The 20,503-nt window shown below is 42.9% G+C and carries 15 protein-coding genes; 11 read left to right on the top strand and 4 right to left on the bottom strand.

Translation table 11 applies throughout. The annotated features are described in order from the left end of the window. Positions 1-127 precede the first annotated feature (127 nt). Positions 128-1,327: a hypothetical protein gene (locus FLAVO9R_RS16745; protein WP_159533173.1), complete on the top strand. Its 1,200-nt coding sequence runs from the start codon at positions 128-130 to the stop codon at positions 1,325-1,327. Further along, positions 1,315-1,743: a hypothetical protein gene (locus tag FLAVO9R_RS16740; RefSeq protein ID WP_232370688.1), complete on the top strand. Its 429-nt coding sequence runs from the start codon at positions 1,315-1,317 to the stop codon at positions 1,741-1,743. Before FLAVO9R_RS16745 ends, FLAVO9R_RS16740 begins: the two co-directional genes overlap by 13 nt. On the opposite strand, the gene FLAVO9R_RS16735 is transcribed toward FLAVO9R_RS16740, so the two are convergent. Then, the gene (locus tag FLAVO9R_RS16735; protein WP_232370687.1) at positions 1,740-3,815 is read right to left on the bottom strand and encodes an EAL domain-containing protein; all 2,076 of its coding nucleotides are present in this window, start codon (positions 3,813-3,815) and stop codon (positions 1,740-1,742) included. The genes FLAVO9R_RS16740 and FLAVO9R_RS16735 overlap by 4 nt on opposite strands. 628 nt (positions 3,816-4,443) lie before the next feature. Between FLAVO9R_RS16735 and FLAVO9R_RS16730 the strand changes: the two genes are divergently transcribed. Beyond that, the gene (locus FLAVO9R_RS16730; protein WP_159533171.1) at positions 4,444-5,811 is read left to right on the top strand and encodes a DEAD/DEAH box helicase; all 1,368 of its coding nucleotides are present in this window, start codon (positions 4,444-4,446) and stop codon (positions 5,809-5,811) included. Between the two features lie 56 nt (positions 5,812-5,867). Here FLAVO9R_RS16730 and FLAVO9R_RS16725 read toward each other — a convergent pair whose 3' ends face one another. Genes FLAVO9R_RS16725 through FLAVO9R_RS16715 form a run of 3 tightly spaced genes read right to left on the bottom strand, consistent with a single transcriptional unit; the run spans position 5,868 to position 12,433 of the window. Continuing rightward, entirely contained in the window at positions 5,868-8,312 is a 2,445-nt protein-coding gene (locus FLAVO9R_RS16725; protein WP_159533169.1) for an ATP-binding cassette domain-containing protein, read from the bottom strand. Between the two features lie 43 nt (positions 8,313-8,355). Continuing rightward, complete coding sequence (locus FLAVO9R_RS16720) at positions 8,356-10,692, bottom strand: M4 family metallopeptidase (RefSeq protein ID WP_159533167.1); 2,337 nt, start codon at positions 10,690-10,692, stop codon at positions 8,356-8,358. Further along, positions 10,679-12,433 carry a PP2C family protein-serine/threonine phosphatase gene (locus tag FLAVO9R_RS16715; protein WP_159533165.1) on the bottom strand — a complete coding sequence of 585 codons (1,755 nt, stop codon included), beginning with the start codon at positions 12,431-12,433 and terminating at the stop codon, positions 10,679-10,681. Before FLAVO9R_RS16715 ends, FLAVO9R_RS16720 begins: the two co-directional genes overlap by 14 nt. A 542-nt stretch (positions 12,434-12,975) precedes the next feature. Here FLAVO9R_RS16715 and FLAVO9R_RS16710 point away from each other — a divergent pair. The 8 genes from FLAVO9R_RS16710 to FLAVO9R_RS16675 are packed head-to-tail and all read left to right on the top strand — an operon-like array spanning position 12,976 to position 20,501. After that, a complete protein-coding gene (locus FLAVO9R_RS16710) occupies positions 12,976-14,715 on the top strand; it encodes a serine/threonine protein kinase (RefSeq protein WP_159533163.1) in 1,740 nt (579 codons plus the stop codon). A 57-nt stretch (positions 14,716-14,772) separates the two neighbouring features. Then, positions 14,773-15,582, top strand: a complete 810-nt coding sequence (locus FLAVO9R_RS16705) for a hypothetical protein (RefSeq protein WP_159533161.1) — start codon at positions 14,773-14,775, stop codon at positions 15,580-15,582. Positions 15,583-15,593: 11 nt separating this feature from the next. After that, entirely contained in the window at positions 15,594-16,121 is a 528-nt protein-coding gene (locus tag FLAVO9R_RS16700) for a hypothetical protein (RefSeq protein WP_159533159.1), read from the top strand. 1 nt (position 16,122) lies between these two features. Continuing rightward, complete coding sequence (locus FLAVO9R_RS16695) at positions 16,123-16,491, top strand: FHA domain-containing protein (protein ID WP_159533157.1); 369 nt, start codon at positions 16,123-16,125, stop codon at positions 16,489-16,491. A gap of 33 nt (positions 16,492-16,524) precedes the next feature. Next, the gene (locus FLAVO9R_RS16690; RefSeq protein WP_126872601.1) at positions 16,525-17,334 is read left to right on the top strand and encodes a MotA/TolQ/ExbB proton channel family protein; all 810 of its coding nucleotides are present in this window, start codon (positions 16,525-16,527) and stop codon (positions 17,332-17,334) included. A gap of 9 nt (positions 17,335-17,343) precedes the next feature. Continuing rightward, a complete protein-coding gene (locus tag FLAVO9R_RS16685) occupies positions 17,344-18,141 on the top strand; it encodes an FHA domain-containing protein (RefSeq protein WP_201299279.1) in 798 nt (265 codons plus the stop codon). A 2-nt stretch (positions 18,142-18,143) separates the two neighbouring features. Then, the gene (locus tag FLAVO9R_RS16680; RefSeq protein ID WP_159533155.1) at positions 18,144-18,962 is read left to right on the top strand and encodes a PP2C family protein-serine/threonine phosphatase; all 819 of its coding nucleotides are present in this window, start codon (positions 18,144-18,146) and stop codon (positions 18,960-18,962) included. Between the two features lie 42 nt (positions 18,963-19,004). Then, entirely contained in the window at positions 19,005-20,501 is a 1,497-nt protein-coding gene (locus FLAVO9R_RS16675; RefSeq protein ID WP_159533153.1) for an FHA domain-containing protein, read from the top strand. Positions 20,502-20,503: the final 2 nt, after the last annotated feature.

The raw sequence follows: 20,503 nt of genomic DNA, 5'->3' as shown, positions 1-20,503 counted from the left end.
TAAATATTTCCTAATACTTAAGTCTGGCTGGTAATTGTTAGCGCTTATGCTATTAATTATGTAACTAAAACAGCAGCTAGCTCATGTGCCACCGTCTGCTATTGATATTTACTGAGTTGTGACCTAGATGCTGAAATATATCACTGCTGCTTTGCTCACCTTAGCCCTTTTTACCCCTTTTGCGATTGCAGATACCGATCGCGATCTAACGTTCTCTGGGTTTGCTAGGGTAGTAGGTGGTCAGCTCTCCACAAGCGAAGCATCTTATGCAAATTACGATAGCTCGTGGAGCTTTTCTGAAGACTCACTTTTCGCACTGCAAGCCGATTATGCTATTAATAACCAGTTTTCAATTTCTGCGCAGGGAATACTCCACACTGGACCAGATAGAGATTCAGGATTAGATTGGCTTTATATTACTTATCAACCTTCATCATCGTGGCAGTTCAACGCTGGGCGACTTCGGATACCTGTACTTAAATATTCTGATGTTATCGATGTGGGGTTTTCTTACCCTTGGCTAAATGCACCCGAGCAAGTTTACAGCCGACGGCTTTTCTATTCGGGTTACGAAGGCGTGAACGTAAGACACAAAACACAATTTAAAAACGTTGGATTTGATATTGAGGGTTATTGGGGAAATTTCGATGGCGAACTTTTCTCCGGCCAAGAAGGGTTTGATGTTGATATCAATGATATTTACGGTGCGGTACTTTCTCTGACTTATGATGGCTTTAGCTTTCGTTCTTCTTTTATGAGAGTGACAGAAGTTGTAGATAATAGCGTGCTAATCGACCAATTAGTTGGGGGGCTTACTTCGGCTGGCTTTGATGAACTCGCAGCAAAATTTAGATTGGACGACGGCGTATCCGTTTACGTATTTGGCGCAGGCTATACATCGTTAGATTGGTTTATTAGCGCAGAATCTATGTCGGTAGATTCTGATCTCGATGTATTATCTGGTATCGACAGCTACTACCTTACTATAGGGCATTATTATAACTCGCTGCTATTCCACGCAACGATAGCAACATCACGACAAGACGAGAACAGTATTGAAAATACCATCCCATTAGGTGTCAGTCCGCTATTAGACCTATTATCAACATCGGTTGATTCTATTAACGCTTTATTTCCCACTGATGACTTAGATTCTTTAACCTTTGGTGTTCGTTGGGATCACAGTACCAATCTTGCATTCAAAGCAGAGATTTCGTTTTTGAAGGGTAAAGAGGGCAAAACATCGTTGTTTTATGTCCCTCCAGAGAATGCTGATTTTGATAGGCGGGCAAGTCTTTATCAGGTGGGATTAGAATGGGTATTTTAATGCGATATTTACCCTTATTCATGTGCCTATCTTGTTTAGCGCTTCCGCAGTTAGTGCACGCTCGTGAACGTGTTTGGGTGGTCGCTAATTTAGGAGAGCCATCGCTTCAGTTGAGTAAAAGCGAAATACGTAATGTGTTTATGGGAGGCGCTACGAATGGGCTTTCACCAGTAGAATTCGAGCCAGGCTCCTATATTCGAAAAGTCTTTAATACTCGGGTTATTGGATTACCTGAAGCACGTATTCAATCTTTCTGGGCGCAAATGCGATTCAGTGGGCGTAGTATTCCGCCTTCGAATGTTAGTAATATTGAAGAAATGGTCACTTTTCTCATAGAGCATAAATTAAGTGTTGGCTATTTACCCGAGGGAACCGTTATTCCCAAGGGACTAACCGTGGTGTATGTATCAATTTAATTTACTAGGTGTAACAAAGCTCGTTCTTCTTGCGAAAACAAAGCGTCAAGAGGGATTGGTTTACTGTATAAAAAACCTTGCAATATGTTGCAACCATTCTCGGTTAAAAAAGCGGATTGCTCATGGGTTTCGATACCCTCAGCACACACATTTAAATTAAGGTTTTTTGCCATTTCGATAATAGTGATAGTGATAAGCTCAGATCGTTTAGAAATGCCAATTTGACTGACAAATTGACGGTCTATTTTAAGTGTGTCGATGTTAAACTCTGTAATGTAACTTAATGATGAATAACCGGTTCCAAAGTCGTCTAAAGATATCTTACACCCTTCTTTTTTGAGTTCGGCTAAAAAGGCGTTTGCGATAGAGAAATTATTCATATAGGCCGATTCGGTGATTTCAAATTCCACGTTATTCTTGGGGATCCCACCAGATCGTAAACCCTCTAAGATAAATTCAGTCACATAAACGTTTTTTAGATCGTAAGCAGAAAGGTTGATTGAAACCCTAATATCTTCGCCATAGTGTTCTGTAATATGGGGTATTTCTAAACAAGCTTGGACTATCACCCAAAGCGTGATTTCAGAAATTCTGTCGCTTTGCTCAGCGATGGGTATAAACTCTGCTGGTGAAACATTTCCAAGCTCATTATCAAACCAGCGCAACAAGGCCTCAAAACCTACTACGTTACCTTGGCCGTTGACTTTAGCTTGATAAACCAAATGGAATTCATTGTTCTCGATAGCTTTAGGAAGGTGAGTAGCCACCTGAATTTTGCGCCTAGTTGCCTCCTGCATCGATTCGGTAAACCAAACGTAACGACCTTTACCCTCGTTTTTCGCTTTGTACATAGCCACATCAGCGTTTGTCACTAACGTGGACGCGGCGTAATCACTGTCGGTAGCGAGGGCAATACCTATGCTAACGCTAGGATCCACTCGCCAACCATCAATATGATGCAACTTGGTTATTTTACTGATGAGCCGCTTCGCTATTGCTTCTAATTGTGAATTCGTAGGGTTACCCACTAGAATAATAAGAAATTCATCGCCGCCGAGACGACCCACTATGTCGCCATCACGCATGGCATCAGAAATTTCAGAGGAAATGCCGCAAAGTAGTTTGTCACCAGCGTCGTGACCATAAGAGTCATTAACTTGCTTAAACCCATCCAAATCGAGAAACATAAGCGCGACTTGCGATTTTTCTCTTTTAGCTCGAGCCAATTCAATTGATAAGCTCTTCATTAAATATTGCCTGTTGGGTAACCCTGTTAACGTATCGAAGTTGGCAAGCTTCTCCATTTGAGATTGCTGCCTTTCAAGTAACAGTGTTTTACGCTTATTAATATCTATTTGATTCTTTATGTGTAGCATCATGCTATTAAAACCGCGTCCAAGTGAAGCAATTTCATATTTGCCTTCTTCCGACACTTTTACGTCGTAGTTTGCTTCTTTTTCCACTTTTTTCATTTTCGCAATTAATGATGTCAGTGGTGTGAGCAAACGTCTTTGTAAGCGCACCGTAGTAATGACTGTGATGAGAAGCAAAATGATGACGACCGGCGTGACGAGCCCAATAAATTTCCATCGGTTTTCGGCAAGCGGATGTTGAATGTCGTAGGATAGAACGAGCTTTCCTATGGGAAGATCCACTTCACCTATCGTTTTAATAACAAAGATGTTGTTATTGATGGTGTGAAAGCCATTATCTAAATGAAGGTAGTCAACTTCGTTAATGATTGGGACCGGTGCTGACTCATTATCGATAATTGGGTTACCCACATAATGATTGACCAATTCATCGTATTCATTGTAAATACGAGCAAACTCAACGTATTCGTATTTGTCTAACCTTAGCAGCACTTGGGTTTGGTCAAAGCTTCCTGCGCTGTAATTAATGACGGGTAATAAATCGACCGCCATATTTTCAGCCAGTGCATCAAACTGGTAGGCAACAAAATCTTGATACAAGGTTTCGTAAACACGAATAGACAAAGCCATTATCAATACACTGATAATCGCAACAGAAGCTATAGATGTAAGTGCAATGTCAGAACGAAGACTTTTCAATTAAGAAACCCAAGTTAATTAAAAATGCCTAATGTCGTTTGATGCCTAGGGCGTGTTGAACTCTGCAACAATGTGCAGAGGTCAACACGCCCGAGTTATTCTTTATTAGTAAACGACAATGTGAAGGCATATAACGATTAGTATAATACTGGTTAATTGGTTTCGCTGGCGAAACGATTGTTAACCGCAGTGTTGGCACTAATGCGATAGTTAATAATAGGTTGTTTTGCGCACAATTATGTCGTTTTCTCAAATTATTTCAATTAGACACAAGAGTAGTTTTCCATATAAGGTTTCTAGCAGATTTATCGGTAGCGTAGAGCAATGAGTGCTGCAATATGAAAGATAAAATCACCGATACGCTTTTTCTACCTTCGTTGCATATTAACTTAACGGTCGAGGTTAAAAATTAACCTAGCGAGTAAGGTTAAACAGTGGTAGTATGCGCCCGCATTTTGTAGGTACTATTTTAATTTGATAATTGTTTCTGCTTTTATGATTACTATTGCAAGTCCCTCTCGCGTTTCACATTACGAACTTTACCGTTTTACACCTGCTTCAGACTGATAACCCTTCAGCGCAGACCGGTTACGTTGCGTAACCTAATTTTTATTTCCAGGAGTTATCCATGTCTTTTTCTCAGTTGGGCCTAGCTGCCCCGCTACTACAAGCTATTGAAAAACAGGGCTATACAACGCCTTCGCCAATTCAGCAGCAAGCTATTCCCATTATTCTTGAAGGCAAAGACATACTGGCAGCAGCGCAAACAGGTACAGGTAAAACCGCGGGCTTTTCTTTGCCTTTGCTCCACCGTTTATTGGATGGCAGACCCGCGGCATCAAATTGTGTTCGCGCACTTATTTTAACGCCAACCCGTGAACTTGCGGCGCAGGTGGAAGAAAACGTAAAATCGTTTAGCGAATTTTTGCCACTTAAAACTGCAGTGGTTTTCGGTGGTGTGGGTATTAACCCGCAAATGAAAGCCTTACGATCAGGTGTTGATGTGCTTATCGCCACCCCAGGTCGCTTGCTTGATCTATACCAACAAAACGCAGTTAAGTTCAGCCAACTCGAAACCTTGGTGTTAGATGAAGCCGATAGAATGCTAGACATGGGCTTCATCCATGACATAAAGCGTATTCTTAAATTGTTGCCAGCTAAGCGTCAAACCTTATTGTTCTCTGCGACTTTCTCGTCTGAAATAACCACGTTAGCGCAAACGATTACTAACAATCCTGAGAAAGTGTCTACGGCACCTGCTAATACTACCGTTGAAACGGTTCAGCAGCATTTAGTGCCTATCGACAAGTCTAAAAAAACAGCGGCCTTAATTAGCCTAATTAAGCAAAATGATTGGAAGCAGGTGCTAGTGTTTAGCAGAACTAAACATGGCGCTAACCGTATTGCAGACAAACTGAGCAGAGCGCGTATTCCTAGTGCAGCAATACACGGCAATAAAAGCCAAGGTGCGCGTACTAAGGCGCTGTCTGAGTTTAAAAGTGGCGAAATTGATGTGCTAGTAGCGACTGATATCGCAGCCCGTGGTATCGATATTAACGAGCTTCCTATCGTTATTAATATCGACTTGCCAAACACGCCCGCTGACTACGTTCACCGTATTGGTAGAACGGGCAGAGCAGGAGCGAGCGGTCAAGCTTGGTCTTTTGTTAGTGTTGATGAACTAGACCAACTTAAAGATATTGAAACCCTTATTCAACAACTGCTTCCTCGTCAAGTTATTGAAGGCTTTGAGCCTCAAGCTAAAGTACCTGAAACCACATTGTCAGCGCCTAAGAAACCAAACAAGCCTAAGCGCCCACGTCAATCTCAAGGTGGTAACGGCAATAGCCAAGGCGACAGACCCGCGCGTCGCTCTGGTAGCCGAAACGGACCTCGTGGTCAGGGTAGACCGGGGGGTTCTGGCAAACCGGGAGGCTCAGGTCGCTCTAACGCTGGTAAACCTAGCTCGCGCAGAGCACCAACCAGTAAAGCATAGTGACTTTGTAGCAGCAGGTAACATTACCTGCTGCTAGTTAGCGGTACACAAACGGTTCAAATAAATCGTTTGTCTTTACTACGAAGTGCGAGTAACAACCCGCCAAACGCGAGCACGTTTATTAGCGTAATAGCGATAAGCACACCAGTAAAACTCTCTGGAAACAAGCTCACCATTTCAGTATTGTCATTGTATAAATTAAGTTGCTGCATTGCGCCTTGGGTGGCAAATTCTGTTGCATCACCTTTGTTTGTGGCTGCGGGTGGATTGAATACCCGCACCATAACGGAAGCGGGTATGTCCGCTTTTTCATTCGTCCACTTTTCCAGCTCTCTGGCTGCACCATCCTGAATATGCGCAAACCCTTCAGTTCCCCATCTACCTAACGTAAGGTAACTGAGCAGAACTTTTATATTATTGTCTAGCGGCGCAATAATTCCCGCCAGCATGATTTGCGGCATAAGGGCAATAGGTACAAAAGTCATGACCTTTTCAGTGGTGGTAAATACTGCGGATAGAAAGAGGCCAAATAAGGTGGCTGAAACCGACAATAACAGCATAAACAGCGCTGTTGCGCTAACACTCCAAAGTTGTACTTCACTAGCATCCCCATTCACGTTGCGATACGCAAGATGAGTTATAGCGATAAATATAGTCACTTGAATACAAGCGATAAATGACAGTACCGTTAGCTTAGACGCAATATAATTGAAGATATTTAGGTTATACATGCGCTCCCGTTCGTAGATGGGGAGCTCAGAGACTATTTCTTTAGCTGCATTACTTACCCCAAACCAAACCGCAGATACTGCCATCATAAACATCACGCTCACTTGAAGTTTACTAAATATAAAAACGAGTAGCCCACCAATAATGAGTGGTTGCGCGAGTAACAAAAGCAAATTTGCGTGGTCATTGAGCTTAATATTGAAATAACGAACTGAGAGCCAAAAAAACTGGCCCAAGAGAGCAGTGTTTGATTTCTTCGCGAGTACTTCTTGCTTTACTTCGAGGGCAGACGCAGGATTTTGGCGAACCCAATGTTGATACCACTGTTGGCCTTCTTCTGGGTTTTTCATCATGGAATACACTTCAATAATATTGTCTTTTTCGAAGTGGTTTAGAAGCTGCTTCTTATCACCATAATACGTTTGATAACCTCCTTTTGATAGAAAGATAACTTGATCAACATAGTCTAAATCGGAGGGTTTATGGGTGACCATGATAACGGTTTGCCCCTTGCTCACTAACCGTCTAATACAGGATAGGAAATCTTCAATGGTCTCTGGATCTAAAGGAGAGGTGGGCTCATCCAAAAATAATATTTTAGGGTCATTGAGCAGTTCTACCGCAATAGATACCCGTTTTCTCTGCCCCCCCGATAAATCACTGACCTTACTTTTTCTTATGGCATCGCTATCTAAGTTTAGACTTGCCAATACCATGCTTATTTTATCTTTGATTTCCCGTTTTGTTACATCGTCGGAAATGCGCAATTTGGCGGCGTAAAACAGGGTTCTTTGGACGCTTAATTCCCCGTGAACAATATCGTCTTGCGGCACATAGCCAATATATTTTTTGAGCGTGTTGTAATTACTATTATTTAGCTTTAACCCCTGTACAGTAATAGCCCCAGAGTTTACAGGGTTGGCACCGTTTAAGCCCTTCAATAAAGTTGATTTTCCACAGCCAGAGGGGCCCATCAAGGCAATAAATTGCTTACTCGGAATTTTTAAGCTCATGGTATTTAGGCCAACGAAGCCACGGGCATACACTTTTTCTATGTTATCTGCCACGATAGCGTATTCAAGTTCAACTCTACCGCTTTCAATAGCAAAGGTAGTGGTTCCAATGGTAATTTCATCAGTAGTGGAGATACTCACTGAGCCACTAATTTTTTCACCATTTACGAACGTACCGTTGGTGGTATCAAGGTCTTTTAATGTTATCTGGCCATCACTGAACGTGAGTAAAGCGTGCTTTCGTGATGCCTGAAGGGAGTCGATAACGTAATTGCAGTCGAAAGAGCGACCAATGAGTACTTGCCCACGGGTTAATAGTAATTGATGAAGTTCGTTATTTTCAGAGCCACTATGAGTGATGGGCCCAAGGTGAGGCTGGAACGTTGTTGGTGAAACCTGTGGTGCTGAAGAATTAGCGTGTGAGGTTGAAGAGGCTAAAGTTGAAAAGCATAGCTCGACATGGATGCTGCCATTCGCTAATAAAATCGTACTAGGAAGCTGAACTTCATAAGGTTGACCGCCTACTAGTGTTAAGTCGCCGATGATGCTGCCGTTGGAACTATTATTATCGGTAACACAAACGCGCCCATCGAGGTAGCGAATAACTAAATGCTGACGGGAGAGTAGTTCGGCATTAACGCTGGCGAAGCAAGTGTCGGAACGACCTATATCGTAGTCCCCATTTTGAGATAAGATAAATTCTGATTCTATGCCTCTAAAAGACACTATTTTAACGCTGACTGCTTGTGATCCTGCCATTTTATTCTCTTTTTAAAATATAGTGGCGCTCTCAGTAATACGATTAACTGACTTTAAATACGTAACTAAAGTCAGCAATACGAAGGAGCTGTCCGTGCTTAATAGGTGCTGGTAAAAAGGCTTTAAGTCGTTCTCCGTCCAGCATGGTACCGTGGGTTGAGTTTAAATCTTCAACCGTAAAGTAGTCGCTATGAGACTTAATTCTTAGGTGACGTCTGGAAATTCGCTCATCTCGAAGTTGCAAGTGCACAAGTTCTAGTGACCTACCAATAACAAACCCTTCACCTTTCGATGCAGTATAAGAACAAATATTGAGTTTTTGGTTACCCTCAAGGGATTGTAAGTAATAAGGCGAAGCCTGCTGATGCGGAGCACTTCCACTATTGTTGGTATTTCCCTTTTGCTGTTTAGATGGCCTGGGAACAAGATAGTCCGGCGTCGCATTTGGGGATGCTCCTGAGGTACCCATTGACGTATTTATTTGCGTATTTTCAGCTGAATAACCTTTGGGGCTTTCGCTTCTGCTATACGCCGGCTTTAATTTAAAAAGCGCTAGCAAAGCAATACAAAGACCTACGCTCCCTAGAATCAAAATTATAACGAGCTGGTTGTTATCGGCTTCGTTATTAGACGTATGGACTCTGTCATTTGTTTCCAAAGGTTCCTCTGCTTTTGGTGGGGGCGTTGTTGGCTGAGGAACAGGTTGTGACTCTTGCTCTGGCTCTGGCGAAGACTCGGATTCGGGAGTGGGTACTGGCTGTGGCTCTGGAACTTCTTGAGGCGGGCTCCATGCTCCCGTCACACCAACTGCATCCATCGCTTGATGTACCGCTACCCACTCTTTTGAGCCTTTACCGTGCAAAGCTTCGGCGGCTAAAGCATACGCAAAGCGAGCATCTTCAAAGTTAGCATTTTGTACAAGTAATTTTGAAGCCGCTTGCGCAACAATGTGTACTGCTGGGTATAATCCTATGCCGGTTACGGTACTCGTACTGGAATGGCGTGGGTGCTGGCCCCCGTTAGCCATTAAAAAGAATGCCATATTCATTATGGAGGAGTTTATATGAACACCGCCTTGGTCTTTCTTTATCGGCCAATTCAGAAAGTCATTCATATGGTCTGGGTAGGCACCCTCTCCAAAACTCAGCGAACTAGGATCGGCTAAGTCCCTTTCTGGCCCCGAAGGCATTCGTAATAACCAATACTCCCTGGGAATCTTAGTTGAATTTGTCTGCTTGTTAGCATGCTCTAACCAAATGCGAAAGGCGATACCGATTGAGTCGGCTATAGATTCATTCAGCGCGCCTGATTGAAAAGAGTATTCCAGATTACTGCCATTTGAAACAATGCCGTGTGCCAATTCATGCATGGTAATTTCAATGTATTTAAGCCCCTCTTTCGGTACATATAGTGACTGTTTTCTCGACATCCACATGGCATTGAATACATCGCCATAACACTGAATAGTAGGCATGCCCTTTAAAAAGTGAACGTTGATAAACATATTTAAGCGCAAGCCATTCCCATCAATACTATCCATACCGAGCACGGTATCCATAAATTCATAGGCATTACCTAGTAATGTAAATGCGGTTTCTACAGAATCATCATTACTAGGCGCGCTGCCTTCTGTTCGCGCATGGGTTTTCATTGCTCGCGCTTCAACTCTATCGGTTAGCGGTGGGATAAGCGGAAATTTAACTTTGAATTCTTCACAAGCTGCGGAAAAGTTGTTGATTTGGCGGTGCATGGCAGTGTGAAATAAAGGCTCCCGGTCCAATTCTCTACCTGTGGTAGCGTTGACAAATACACGTTGAGAAAGAGCGTAACCAAACGTGGTGGTAAACTCTCCTTCAAATTCATAAGCCAAAATATGCTGGCCCTGCGGCGAAGGCCAATATACTAGCCTCGATGCTACATCAGCCCCATTTGCAATGCTTAGTGTTGATAACGCTTGTTCAATATTGAGTGTGGGGGTCGCTGGTTCTGCGGATTTAATATTCCTATGTGTGCCTAATATATATATAGGTTGATGTCGCGCATTTAAAACCAAACGAGATGCTGAATTAACTACCGGAACATTTTTATATGTTTGGTTTACTGCAACTATTTTAAAGGAATGTAGTTGCTGCTCTGAAGTGGTGTGAAGTGCGCTCTCTTTACTTAAATTAAATCGCTGTGATAAGACAGTTTTTACCCACTCTTGTCTTTCTGCTTGCGTACTAAGCGGTGATTGCTCTTCCAGTGATTGAGGCGCGCGGTTAATGCCAATTTTCTCCGCGCCTACCGCAGGTTCTATCTGATATAAGTAGATAAATGCCAAACATATACTAATAGTTTTGGTTCCTATGTACCTTGGTTGACGTTCACTTTGTTTCATCTACAAGGCCTTCAGAAATATGTAGGCTAATTTCTTCAACAATTAAGGCATTAGTGCTGTCTAGGAATAGCATTACCTGTTCACCGGTTGCTTTTTCAACTTCAGCGCGCCATACAAGTAAGTAGTTGTCTCCTTTTTTGAAAATGATGAGCTGCGCTTGCTGAAGCATTCTTAATGACGATTTAACCTCGTCTTGCGCTAACGTAAATGCTTCGTCAGCTGACAGTGCCGGAGAGGTGTCTATATTAATATCGTTAAGCGTTTTGCTATCTATGCTAGCTATCTTGTTTTCACGAACAAGGGTAATTGTTTCGGCGCCATAAACAGGTAAACCTTTATAGAACTGTTGGAGTTTAATAACTTGGCTATCACCTATTTCACGCCCGCGGGTGGCTACTTTTAGTTCATCGTCTTCACCTAAGCCGCCTTCTTCTCGAAGGGTTTCCTCCGTTTTCTTGATAGCATCATCAATACTTGATACAGGAATATCTGGAGTGCTTCTTCGGGTTTGGATATTTCCTGAGTCAGCAGAAGATGTGTCGGTTCCTACGACTTCTTTTGAGGATTTTCCAGCGGACTCCAATGGTAAGTTATCCTGTTGCTTAGTCGGACTATTTGAGTCTGGGCGGGGTGTTGGAATAGGTTGTTTAGATTCTGTGGACGGGTTAGCGTCGGAACTGTTAGCTTTACTCGTCTTTTGATGTGGTAGTGACGCACTGTCGATGCTGTTAGGTCGACTCAGAAAGTAATATCCTAATGCAATTAGGATGATGAGAACCCCCAGCCCTAACAGTAATTTGTACTGACTATGTGAAGATTGCTCTGCCGTGCTTTTTAGCGTGCTGCTTTCTAAGTCACTGTGAATTTGTGTTGAATCAATATTCTCTTCTATTGAAACTTCAATGCGATTTGATTCACTCTCAGTGGATCCAGCTTTATGTAATTCTGTTACCGGCGATTTAATGCCATATTGTGCCTGGGGCGTTTGCCCTGAACCTGTAGTTTCTTCAGAGCACAGTTTTACTAAAATAGCGGTGGTATTGTCATGTTGACTTTTATTGGCTAATTGCTGCTGTATTAGGGTTTCTAAATCCTTGTCGCTCTCAATATTTTCAAGTGCTTCGCCTAATGCTTGTTGAGTGAATAACTCCCAAAAACCATCAGAGCAAACCAAAAACACGTTACCGCTTTTCTCGTAACTTTCAATAAGGGGGGAAGGGGGCTCACTACCGCCTAAACTAGAATAAATTTTGTTTTGGTCTGGATGCGATGCAATTTCATCATCTGAAATATCGCCTTTTAATGCATGAAGTTGAGCGAGAGATTGATCTACGGTTCGTTTAACGAAGCTTTCGTTTTTAAACTGAAACGTTCGACAGTCGCCCACATGCATCGACATGAAGATACTTTGTGCTAGGTTGACATAGAGCATGCAGACGAGAGATTGAGCTTGTGCGAATTCTGGAATTTGTGAATCTACAATTGCACTATGTGTGAAAAATGCCAATTCGGTAAGAAAATTTTCGGGCTCTTCAATACTTTCATTTTCATTCCACTTTAGTGTGCAGATGTCGACCACTTTTTTTGCTGCAAACGCCCCCCCTTTATGGCCGCCCATGCCGTCTGCAACCACACATAGAAACTCGCCGTATTGCGGTTTTGTTAATACCGCATGAGCATCTTGATTCTCGTCGCGATGGCCAATATGACTAGCAGAAAAAACGCGAAACTTGTTGTACATATTTCTCTTCCTTAAGAAAAGCCGCTATTGAAAAGTCACCGCCGAAATTGGCAACTCAGTAGATTCACTACAGGCTTTATCTTTTTAAAAGGAAGCAAGAGAAGGCTTGATAACTGGGTAAATCGCCTTTGTTTCGCTAAAGAGAAAAGGCGGAAAGACAAAAAAGAGGGAGCTGAAAGTATCATATTTGTACCTGTCCTTGGTGCCGTTGAAATCGCAATTCATTATTTTTGTAAGTGCGTAGAACAACGAAAAGGCCAAATACTTTTCACTAGCGTTTTGTAGTATTGATCGTTTTTCATACAAATGCTACCGATCAAAAAATAAACATATTGTGCTCGTTTAAAAGATTGATTCGTTATTTTCTTTGGTGTATATCTTTTATTGTTGTTTAAATTTTGATCAGCTGGTGTTTTTTAGTGACTCAAATGATGTTGACAACTGCGCCATTAATTAGAAAGAAAGTTGCACACTAAGGGTAGTATAAAGTGCAACACACAATGCAAATATACAGGTAAGTATTTACCACTGCAGAGGGAAGAATGAGCAGTCAGGTGCACAAGCTCGCGTTACCAGCTGGTACGCAACTTCAACAGTATCAAATAGAGTCAGTCCTTGGGGTTGGTGGGTTTGGTATTGTCTATCAAGCGCGCCACACGCATCTTGATTCCTTGGTGGCCATTAAAGAATTTATGCCGCAGCACTGTGCTACTCGTGATGGTCAGACCGTTTATCCATTAAGCCAGTCAGACGAACTAGAATTTGAAACCGGTATCCAAAAATTTCTCGATGAAGCAAAGCAGCTCGTCCAGTTTGATGACCACCCCAATATTATTCGCTGCAAAGACTTCTTCAAATACAATGGAACGGCGTATCTAGTAATGAATTTAGAGCGAGGAAAAGAACTCGCTCAGATCCTTAAAGCTCACACAGCACAGGAATGTCCACTCACTGAAGCGCAAATAATAAAACTAATGATACCTGTGCTAGAAGGCTTGCAGTATATACACGACCAAGGTGTATTACATAGAGATATTAAGCCCGCTAATATCTTTGTTCGCTCAAGTGACGAGCGCCCATTGTTGATTGACTTTGGAGCTGCAAAACAAAACTTTGGCCACACGCAGAAGTCTGAAAATCAAATGCAAACTTACGGTTATGCTCCGCTAGAGCAGGTAGGTTCAGAGGGCGAACTAGGCCCTTGGACAGATATTCACGCAGTTGGCGCGATGATGTGGCGAATTGTTCTTAATGCCAACCCTCCTCGGGTTGAAGACCGTACCGCCAGAGTATTGCAAGGACAAGCGGATCCTGCCCTAACCCGACTGGATGAAGTTAAAGGGCAGTTTTCTGAAAATTTTATTAATACAATTAAAAAAGCGCTATCAATTCGCACTAGTGAACGTTTTCAAACTGCAAATGAACTTATAGCTGCGTTACAAGGTGTACCCGTAACACCACAGGTTGGGCTAGACGAACAACAAACTACTCGGTTAGATTCATCGGCCTCAGCATCTCAGTTTCCACCAAGCTATCCATCGCATGTTGCTCATCCACAGGCTACCCATTCCAATCCTGGTTCACTCAAGTCACATAGCGCCTCGGGGCCAAATACGACAGGGGTTTCTGCGCCTCAACCTATATCTGTTAGCGGTAACACGGGGTACAGCGCGGGCTCTATTCCCAATAATGCTGGGGCGAACGCGAATCAACATCAACCGACAACTCCACAAACTAAAAACAACTTCAAAATGTGGGTAGGCGCGCTTTGTGCGGCGGTTGTCGTTCTGCTAGGCGGCTTTTATGGCTTGCAGTCGACCAAAAGTAGCACTGCTTCCAGTCAGATTTTAGTAAACGAAGAAATCGATATTATTTACTCTCTGGTCACTAAAGCGGAGATGGATAACGACAGCAATACTATTGAAAACCGCATGCTATGTGCAATGGAAGAAATCGATGATATGGACGATGCTGGGACGAGAAATATGGAGCTACTTCGTTCTGGCATTGAAAACCGAACGCTAAATATTGAAAAGAATTTAGCGAAAGCCAGAGAGCGAGCCTTCGATTTAGTATCTCGTCATCAATCAAGCTCAAAACATATCAATAATGTCTTCGATGAAGTCATAAAGTCGAGTAAACAAAAAGGGAAGTACGATAAAGCAGAATACCTAGCCTCATTAAAGTTACTTGTTCAAGAAGCTTCTAAATTAAATGAAAAGAGCGAAGTCGTTGAGTTATTAGAAAAACGAATAACCGTTACTCCTAAAGCTTGCAGTTAAAGCCAACCTAGAATTACGAACTTGAAAGACGTCTGTCAATTTAATAGGGATTTAAAAATGAATACGTTAAACAAAGTAGTGCCAGTGACCATTGCATGTTTACTCATGACAGGGTGTGCAAATACAGCAGAAAGCTTGATGGGGGCTTTAACACCAGAGAGTAATCAAAGTAACAGTAGCGAAGGCGGCATGGACTTCAGCTCGTTTGACGTAAGTTCGCCCGTTGAAGAGTTGGGTAAAAAGGATATTAGTACTTCACGAACGGTGGGCCAAATCATCGGTGCGATTGTGGGCGGCTATGCGTGTTATAAGAAATTTGGCGGAAATAAATTGCTTATGGCTGGTTGTGCTGGCATTGGCGGTATTGCCGGAGATCAGTTAGGGAAATATATAGGTGAAGCGATTGCAGTTAGACGTATGAATTATGCCAGTAACTATGAGTTTCTAGAGTCAGAAATTGAAGCGTCTGAAAATGCGATTCAAACCCGAGAAGAAGAGTTAGCAAAAACTAAGCAAAACATTTCAACGATGGAAGAAAGAATTGATTTACTTAAAAGCAAAGCATCACTCACTGAAGCAGAAATTGCTGAGGCGACAGCATTGCTTGCGGAAGGGGAAGCTTTACGGGCTGAGAATCAACTACTCGAAGACCGCTATACCGATACGCTTTCATATTTGAACAGTGCACTTGAAGACAGTGAAGAAGAAATTGCGTCACTAACCGAAGATAAAGCCAAGACACAAGAGGCCCATGAGGAGTTACTTGCCAAGCGAGATCAACTTTCCATGCAACTGGCTGCCATCCAAACTCAATCTTCACAATTGGATGAGCAAAATACTGCACTTAACAGCTTAATTGCAGGTTAAGGAGCCACGATATGAACAAGTTATATAAATTAGGTGTAGTGCTACTTAGCATAGTAGTAGTGGGTTGTGCGGTTTCGGCAGATCCCAGAGAACAAAGTACTAGTGATCGCATCTGGGCGAGTGTAAGTGGCTTAGATGAAAAAACTATTGCGAGTATGCAAGAGAAGCTCGATGGGCTAAATAGCCGAGTGAAGGGAATCGATGAAGAAGTTGATTACTATATGAGCCAGCTTTACTTGGTCAAAAAAGAGCTGTCTAGCTACGAACTTACCGAGCAACAACTCACCGATTTAAAGTTGGAAATTGAGGAAGTTGAAAAGCAAACCTTAGCATTGAATCAGAAGAATAAAGACAGTGCACTACTCATTAAGCAAAAGAATGCACAACTGCAGGAGAAAGAGGGGAGTAAGGATGAACTGGTTGAAGACCTAAAGCAGTTAGATTCGCAAGTTGGTAGTGTTGAAAGTCAAGTAGGCATTGTTTCTACCGGTATCAAAGACATTGTTGCCATGCGAACCCGATATTCATTGGAAGAGTGATATGGCGTTTGCAACTTACACGGTAGGTAGGTCGAGCCAAGCTGATATCTGTATTGCAGACCCGAGTATTTCTCGCATTCACATGGAAATAACTGTCACCAATGACGGGCGCTACTTTTGCGCAGATCGTAGGTCGACTCACGGCACTTTTTGTAAAAAGAATGGAGAGTGGAGCCCACTTAAGCAAGGCTACATAGACGGAGCCGATTCCCTCGTGTTGGGAACGAAAAAAATTAAGCTCAGTAGCATTATAAATTCGCCCGCAGTGGCTGGCTTTTTAAAGCAAAAAGAAGTGAATGAAGATGTTGAGCCTATGTCATTTAAGCCTATTCGCAACACTGCTACGGGTGAAATTGAATCGTCCTCGTAAATAGCTAACATGAAACATGGATTGGTAAACGTTATGAATTTATTGGAATCAGACGAGCAGAAATATCGGGTTATTGTGGCTTTAGTCGCCATATTTATCACCATATTTGTGGTTGGCGTATTTGCATTAATACTTCCTGTCAGCGAAGCCAAAACCGGTCAAATAAATGTGGGCGACGTATTGTTCGATCGCAGCAGTGGTATGTTTCCCGCTACCTTGCAAAACCTAATGTGGCTCATGTTCTTTATCGGGCTAGGCGAAATGTGGGTTAGGCACAATCGTTCAGCCAAAGAGTTAGAGCAGCTTAAGCTTTATATTTTGCCTGAAGAAGATGACGTTATGCTGAGGGCGAAAGATCTAGTACCTATTTATACCGGTATATGCGAGCGAAAAGTTGCTCAGCATTTCTTTGTACAAAGGCTCACCAAACGGGTGATCCTTCAATTCCAAGGCAGCAATTCAGCGGACCAAGCCAACTCTTTAATGAATTCCAGCCTTGAGTTAATGCAGCATGAAATAGAGCTCAAATTTAATATGTTGCGATACCTTGTATGGTTAATACCTACGCTTGGGTTTATCGGTACGGTGGTGGGAATTGCATTAGCGTTATCGTCGGCGGCAGACATGCCCGATGTATCAGACACAGACGCGATTCGTGAATGGTTAGGGTTGTTAACCACAGATTTAGGCTTAGCGTTTAACACCACGTTAGTGGCCTTGATTATGTCTGCCGTTTTGGTTTTCTTACTACATATTGTGCAGGCTAGGGAAGAAATGGCACTTAATAGTGCGGGTCAATATTGTATGGACAATTTAATTAATAGACTTTACGAAAACAAATAGAGGTGCACCATGGCGATTAAACGAGGCCCAGATGGCGTTCCAGTTGATATGCCGTCAGTCATAGCTCATGAAGGCAGAGCTCCTAAAGGTATAGCTCCAACCGAACCTGAAACTCGGGCAAGTGGTATGGGTAGCAATACCGCTAATGATGGGCCAACGGTTACCACACCTTCTCCCACCAATACTATGCCCTCAAGTACTAGGCCTTCAAGGCCTGCAACGTCTGGTTTAATATTTGATGAACCTTCAACAACTCCAGCCAACCGTCAGCATACGACAACACCTGCTGAGACCGTTGATATTCGCGAAAACTCTAGTATATCTAATCACGATGACATTGATGCACTACCCACTGTGGTAGGGGGAAACAGAAGACCTAGTGCGCCGCCAGTCAGTACGACTGAAACCGCCGTGCAGTCACCACATTCTATGCCTGATCCTATGCAAGACCCCATCTCTGGTTGGCTAGTGGTGGTAAAAGGGCCGGGTAAAGGGCACTTTTTAAAATTGGGCTTTGGCCAAAATAGTATTGGGCGAAGTGCATCTGAAAGAGTCAGTGTTGATTTTGGTGATGGGCAAGTATCAAGGGCTAATCATGCCACCATTTCTTACGATCCTCGAGGTAATCAGTTCTATATTCAGCCGGGCTCAGGTACCAATATGACCTATTTAGATAACCAGCCTGCGCCCGTACTGCAGCCCATGATATTACCTGCTTTTAGTCATATTTCTATTGGTGAAACCACACTGAGGTTTGTGCCTTTGTGTGGCGAAAACTTCACTTGGGAAAGTATGGAAGAGGATTAATCATGTATTCGGTTCAGGTGGCGTGGTCTCAAATAATAGGTGCTCGAAAAAGCCAACAAGACAGTGCCTCAGTAGTAACGTGGCCTAACGGTTTCCGGTTGTTGCTGTTAGCTGATGGGATGGGGGGGCATGTTGGGGGAGATATCGCCAGCAGCTTGGTTATCGATACATTCAAACAGCAATTTATTGAAAGCGATGAACAGGATATTAAGCAGCGTTTAATTAACGCGTTAGATGCGGCCAACCTTGCTATTTATCATCAGGTAAAAGAAAACCCTGAGTTATCAGGTATGGGAACCACGTTAATTGCGGCAGTTTTTGATGGCTTACATCTACAGTGGTTAAGTGTAGGAGACAGCCCAATGTGGTTACTGCGTAACAAAACGTTGGTGCGACTTAACGAAAACCATTCTATGTCGGAAGTGTTGGCCAGAAAAGTAGAGCTGGGCGAAATATCAAGCGAGGAAGCAAGGACATCACCGGTTCGTTCTCAATTACTCGAAGCCGTAATGGGCGAAAATATTGAACGGGTTGATGCGCCGGACCATTCCAGAGAACTCATGCCACATGATTTGCTTATTTTGGCTAGCGACGGGGTGGAAAGTTGTAGTGATGAAACAATTATTGGGGTATGCCAACAGTCTTCAAATGATAGTGCCGAACTAGTAATGGCACTGTTAAACACGGTTAAAGCACAAGAACGACCTAAGCAAGATAACGCGACGCTTGTTGTCATGCAGGTAAAAGAACCTGTGGTAAATGAGCCCGCTACAGTGCAGCCGGAAGCGGGTGAAACATTAGAAGAGCCATCTATCCATTAACTAACAGATAATTTGAGGAATACACTTGTGTATAGAGTAGGGATGTTTATTACACTTTGGGTACTATTTACTTTGCCATCCTATGCTTCTACTACGGTCGCTATAGAGGTGCTTGATAATGGAAAAATTGAGCAAACAGGCATTGCTACGCTGGTTGCAAACGAAACCATTATTATCAACCAAAAACTGCTAGCGCAGGGCAATCAGTTTGTCGTCACTGACCCTATCAGCAAGGCAAAGTTGATTGCTGACTTATCAGCAAAAGACGAAAACTTAGACTTAGCCATTCTGCATGTTAACGGGTTAACAGGTACCCCTGCGGTGGTGGCGAAAGAGAATACTGTCATTGGTAGCAAAATCTATTTGGTGAAGCTAAATGGCCTCTCTACGGCCGGCACTCTTCACTCCATACTTCCTATAGATAAAAGCCACCCTGAACAGCGGTGGCAGCATACGGCATTATTTACAGAAGGAGAGTTTGGTGCACCGCTAGTGAACAATTGCCAAGAGCTACTAGGCGTTAGTGTTAGCGATACCAAAGGGGTATTCGACAAGCGACTTAAACTGTCTTCCTCATTTTCAGCCGCAACCAGCTTAACTAACCTAAAAGCGTTTCTTACTAAGCAAAATATAGATTTCACAGAATCAGAAAATAGTTGTTTGTCTGAAGCTGACCAACTGGCTGCGTTAGAAGAAGAAAAGAAAAAGCAGCAAGCAACACTTGAGAAGCAAGAAGCCGAACGAAAGGCAGTGGAAGAAGAGCTTGAAAAGTTAAAGAAAGAAGCGGAAGCAAAGAAAAAAGCGCTAGAAGAAGCTAAAGCTGATACGACACGACAAGATGCGGAACGTCAAAAGGCCGAAGAAGCATTGGAAGAAGCTAGACAACAAACCATTGAGCAACAGAAAAAGCTCGAAGATGCTGAAAAAGCCATTAAAGAACAAGAAGAAAAAGTAAAAGAAACCGAAGCGAAGAGTAAACAAAAAGAGCAGGAATTCGAAGAAGAAAAGAAAAGTGAACAACAGAAACTTATTTACTATGCAATTCCAATCATTCTGGTACTGATTGTGGTGCTTATTGTATTAAGCCGCCGCAGAAAAAAACTGCTTGAAGTAGAACAGGAGGCCTCGGAAAACAAGCAGCAACTTTCGGCAGAGAAAGCCAAAGTGGCCTCTGCGCAAGAAGCGCTCAGCATGGCGTCAGCAACCTTCGACGATATTATTCTCGATGGCAAAGATGAAGCGGGTGGTGAGCATCGTATTAAAGTTATTGGGTCTACTTTAGCCAGAACCGAAGGCGGCATATTGATAGGTCGTTCGGCACAAAAAGCAAACTACGTTATTAATGTGCCGGGTGTTTCACGAGAGCATTTAAACGTTACCTTGATAGACAATAAGGTCATGATTGACGATTTAGGCAGTGTAAATGGGACCGCAATAAATGATAAAGACTTAGCGCCAAACACGAAGGCCGAACTAGAAAATGGCGATACCCTTCGAATAGGAACGGTGACTTTTTCTGTCCATTTTTTACCGTCTTAGGT

Origin of the sequence: Alteromonas sp. 38 (genome assembly GCF_902506055.1) — a bacterium.
Taxonomy (GTDB): Bacteria; Pseudomonadota; Gammaproteobacteria; order Enterobacterales; family Alteromonadaceae; genus Alteromonas; species Alteromonas lipotrueae.
This window is presented reverse-complemented; position numbering and strand designations above follow the sequence as displayed.

Bases quoted from the DNA above. Each gene is read 5' to 3' on its own strand.
- FLAVO9R_RS16715 (WP_159533165.1), bottom strand. From the start codon at position 12,433: ATGTACAACAAGTTTCGCGTTTTTTCTGCTAGTCATATTGGCCATCGC.
- FLAVO9R_RS16705 (WP_159533161.1), top strand. From the start codon at position 14,773: ATGAATACGTTAAACAAAGTAGTGCCAGTGACCATTGCATGTTTACTC.
- FLAVO9R_RS16680 (WP_159533155.1), top strand. From the start codon at position 18,144: ATGTATTCGGTTCAGGTGGCGTGGTCTCAAATAATAGGTGCTCGAAAA.
- FLAVO9R_RS16685 (WP_201299279.1), top strand. From the start codon at position 17,344: ATGGCGATTAAACGAGGCCCAGATGGCGTTCCAGTTGATATGCCGTCA.
- FLAVO9R_RS16690 (WP_126872601.1), top strand. From the start codon at position 16,525: ATGAATTTATTGGAATCAGACGAGCAGAAATATCGGGTTATTGTGGCT.
- FLAVO9R_RS16725 (WP_159533169.1), bottom strand. From the start codon at position 8,312: ATGGCAGGATCACAAGCAGTCAGCGTTAAAATAGTGTCTTTTAGAGGC.
- FLAVO9R_RS16745 (WP_159533173.1), top strand. From the start codon at position 128: ATGCTGAAATATATCACTGCTGCTTTGCTCACCTTAGCCCTTTTTACC.
- FLAVO9R_RS16675 (WP_159533153.1), top strand. From the start codon at position 19,005: ATGTTTATTACACTTTGGGTACTATTTACTTTGCCATCCTATGCTTCT.
- FLAVO9R_RS16740 (WP_232370688.1), top strand. From the start codon at position 1,315: ATGGGTATTTTAATGCGATATTTACCCTTATTCATGTGCCTATCTTGT.
- FLAVO9R_RS16720 (WP_159533167.1), bottom strand. From the start codon at position 10,692: ATGAAACAAAGTGAACGTCAACCAAGGTACATAGGAACCAAAACTATT.
- FLAVO9R_RS16710 (WP_159533163.1), top strand. From the start codon at position 12,976: ATGAGCAGTCAGGTGCACAAGCTCGCGTTACCAGCTGGTACGCAACTT.
- FLAVO9R_RS16730 (WP_159533171.1), top strand. From the start codon at position 4,444: ATGTCTTTTTCTCAGTTGGGCCTAGCTGCCCCGCTACTACAAGCTATT.
- FLAVO9R_RS16695 (WP_159533157.1), top strand. From the start codon at position 16,123: ATGGCGTTTGCAACTTACACGGTAGGTAGGTCGAGCCAAGCTGATATC.
- FLAVO9R_RS16700 (WP_159533159.1), top strand. From the start codon at position 15,594: ATGAACAAGTTATATAAATTAGGTGTAGTGCTACTTAGCATAGTAGTA.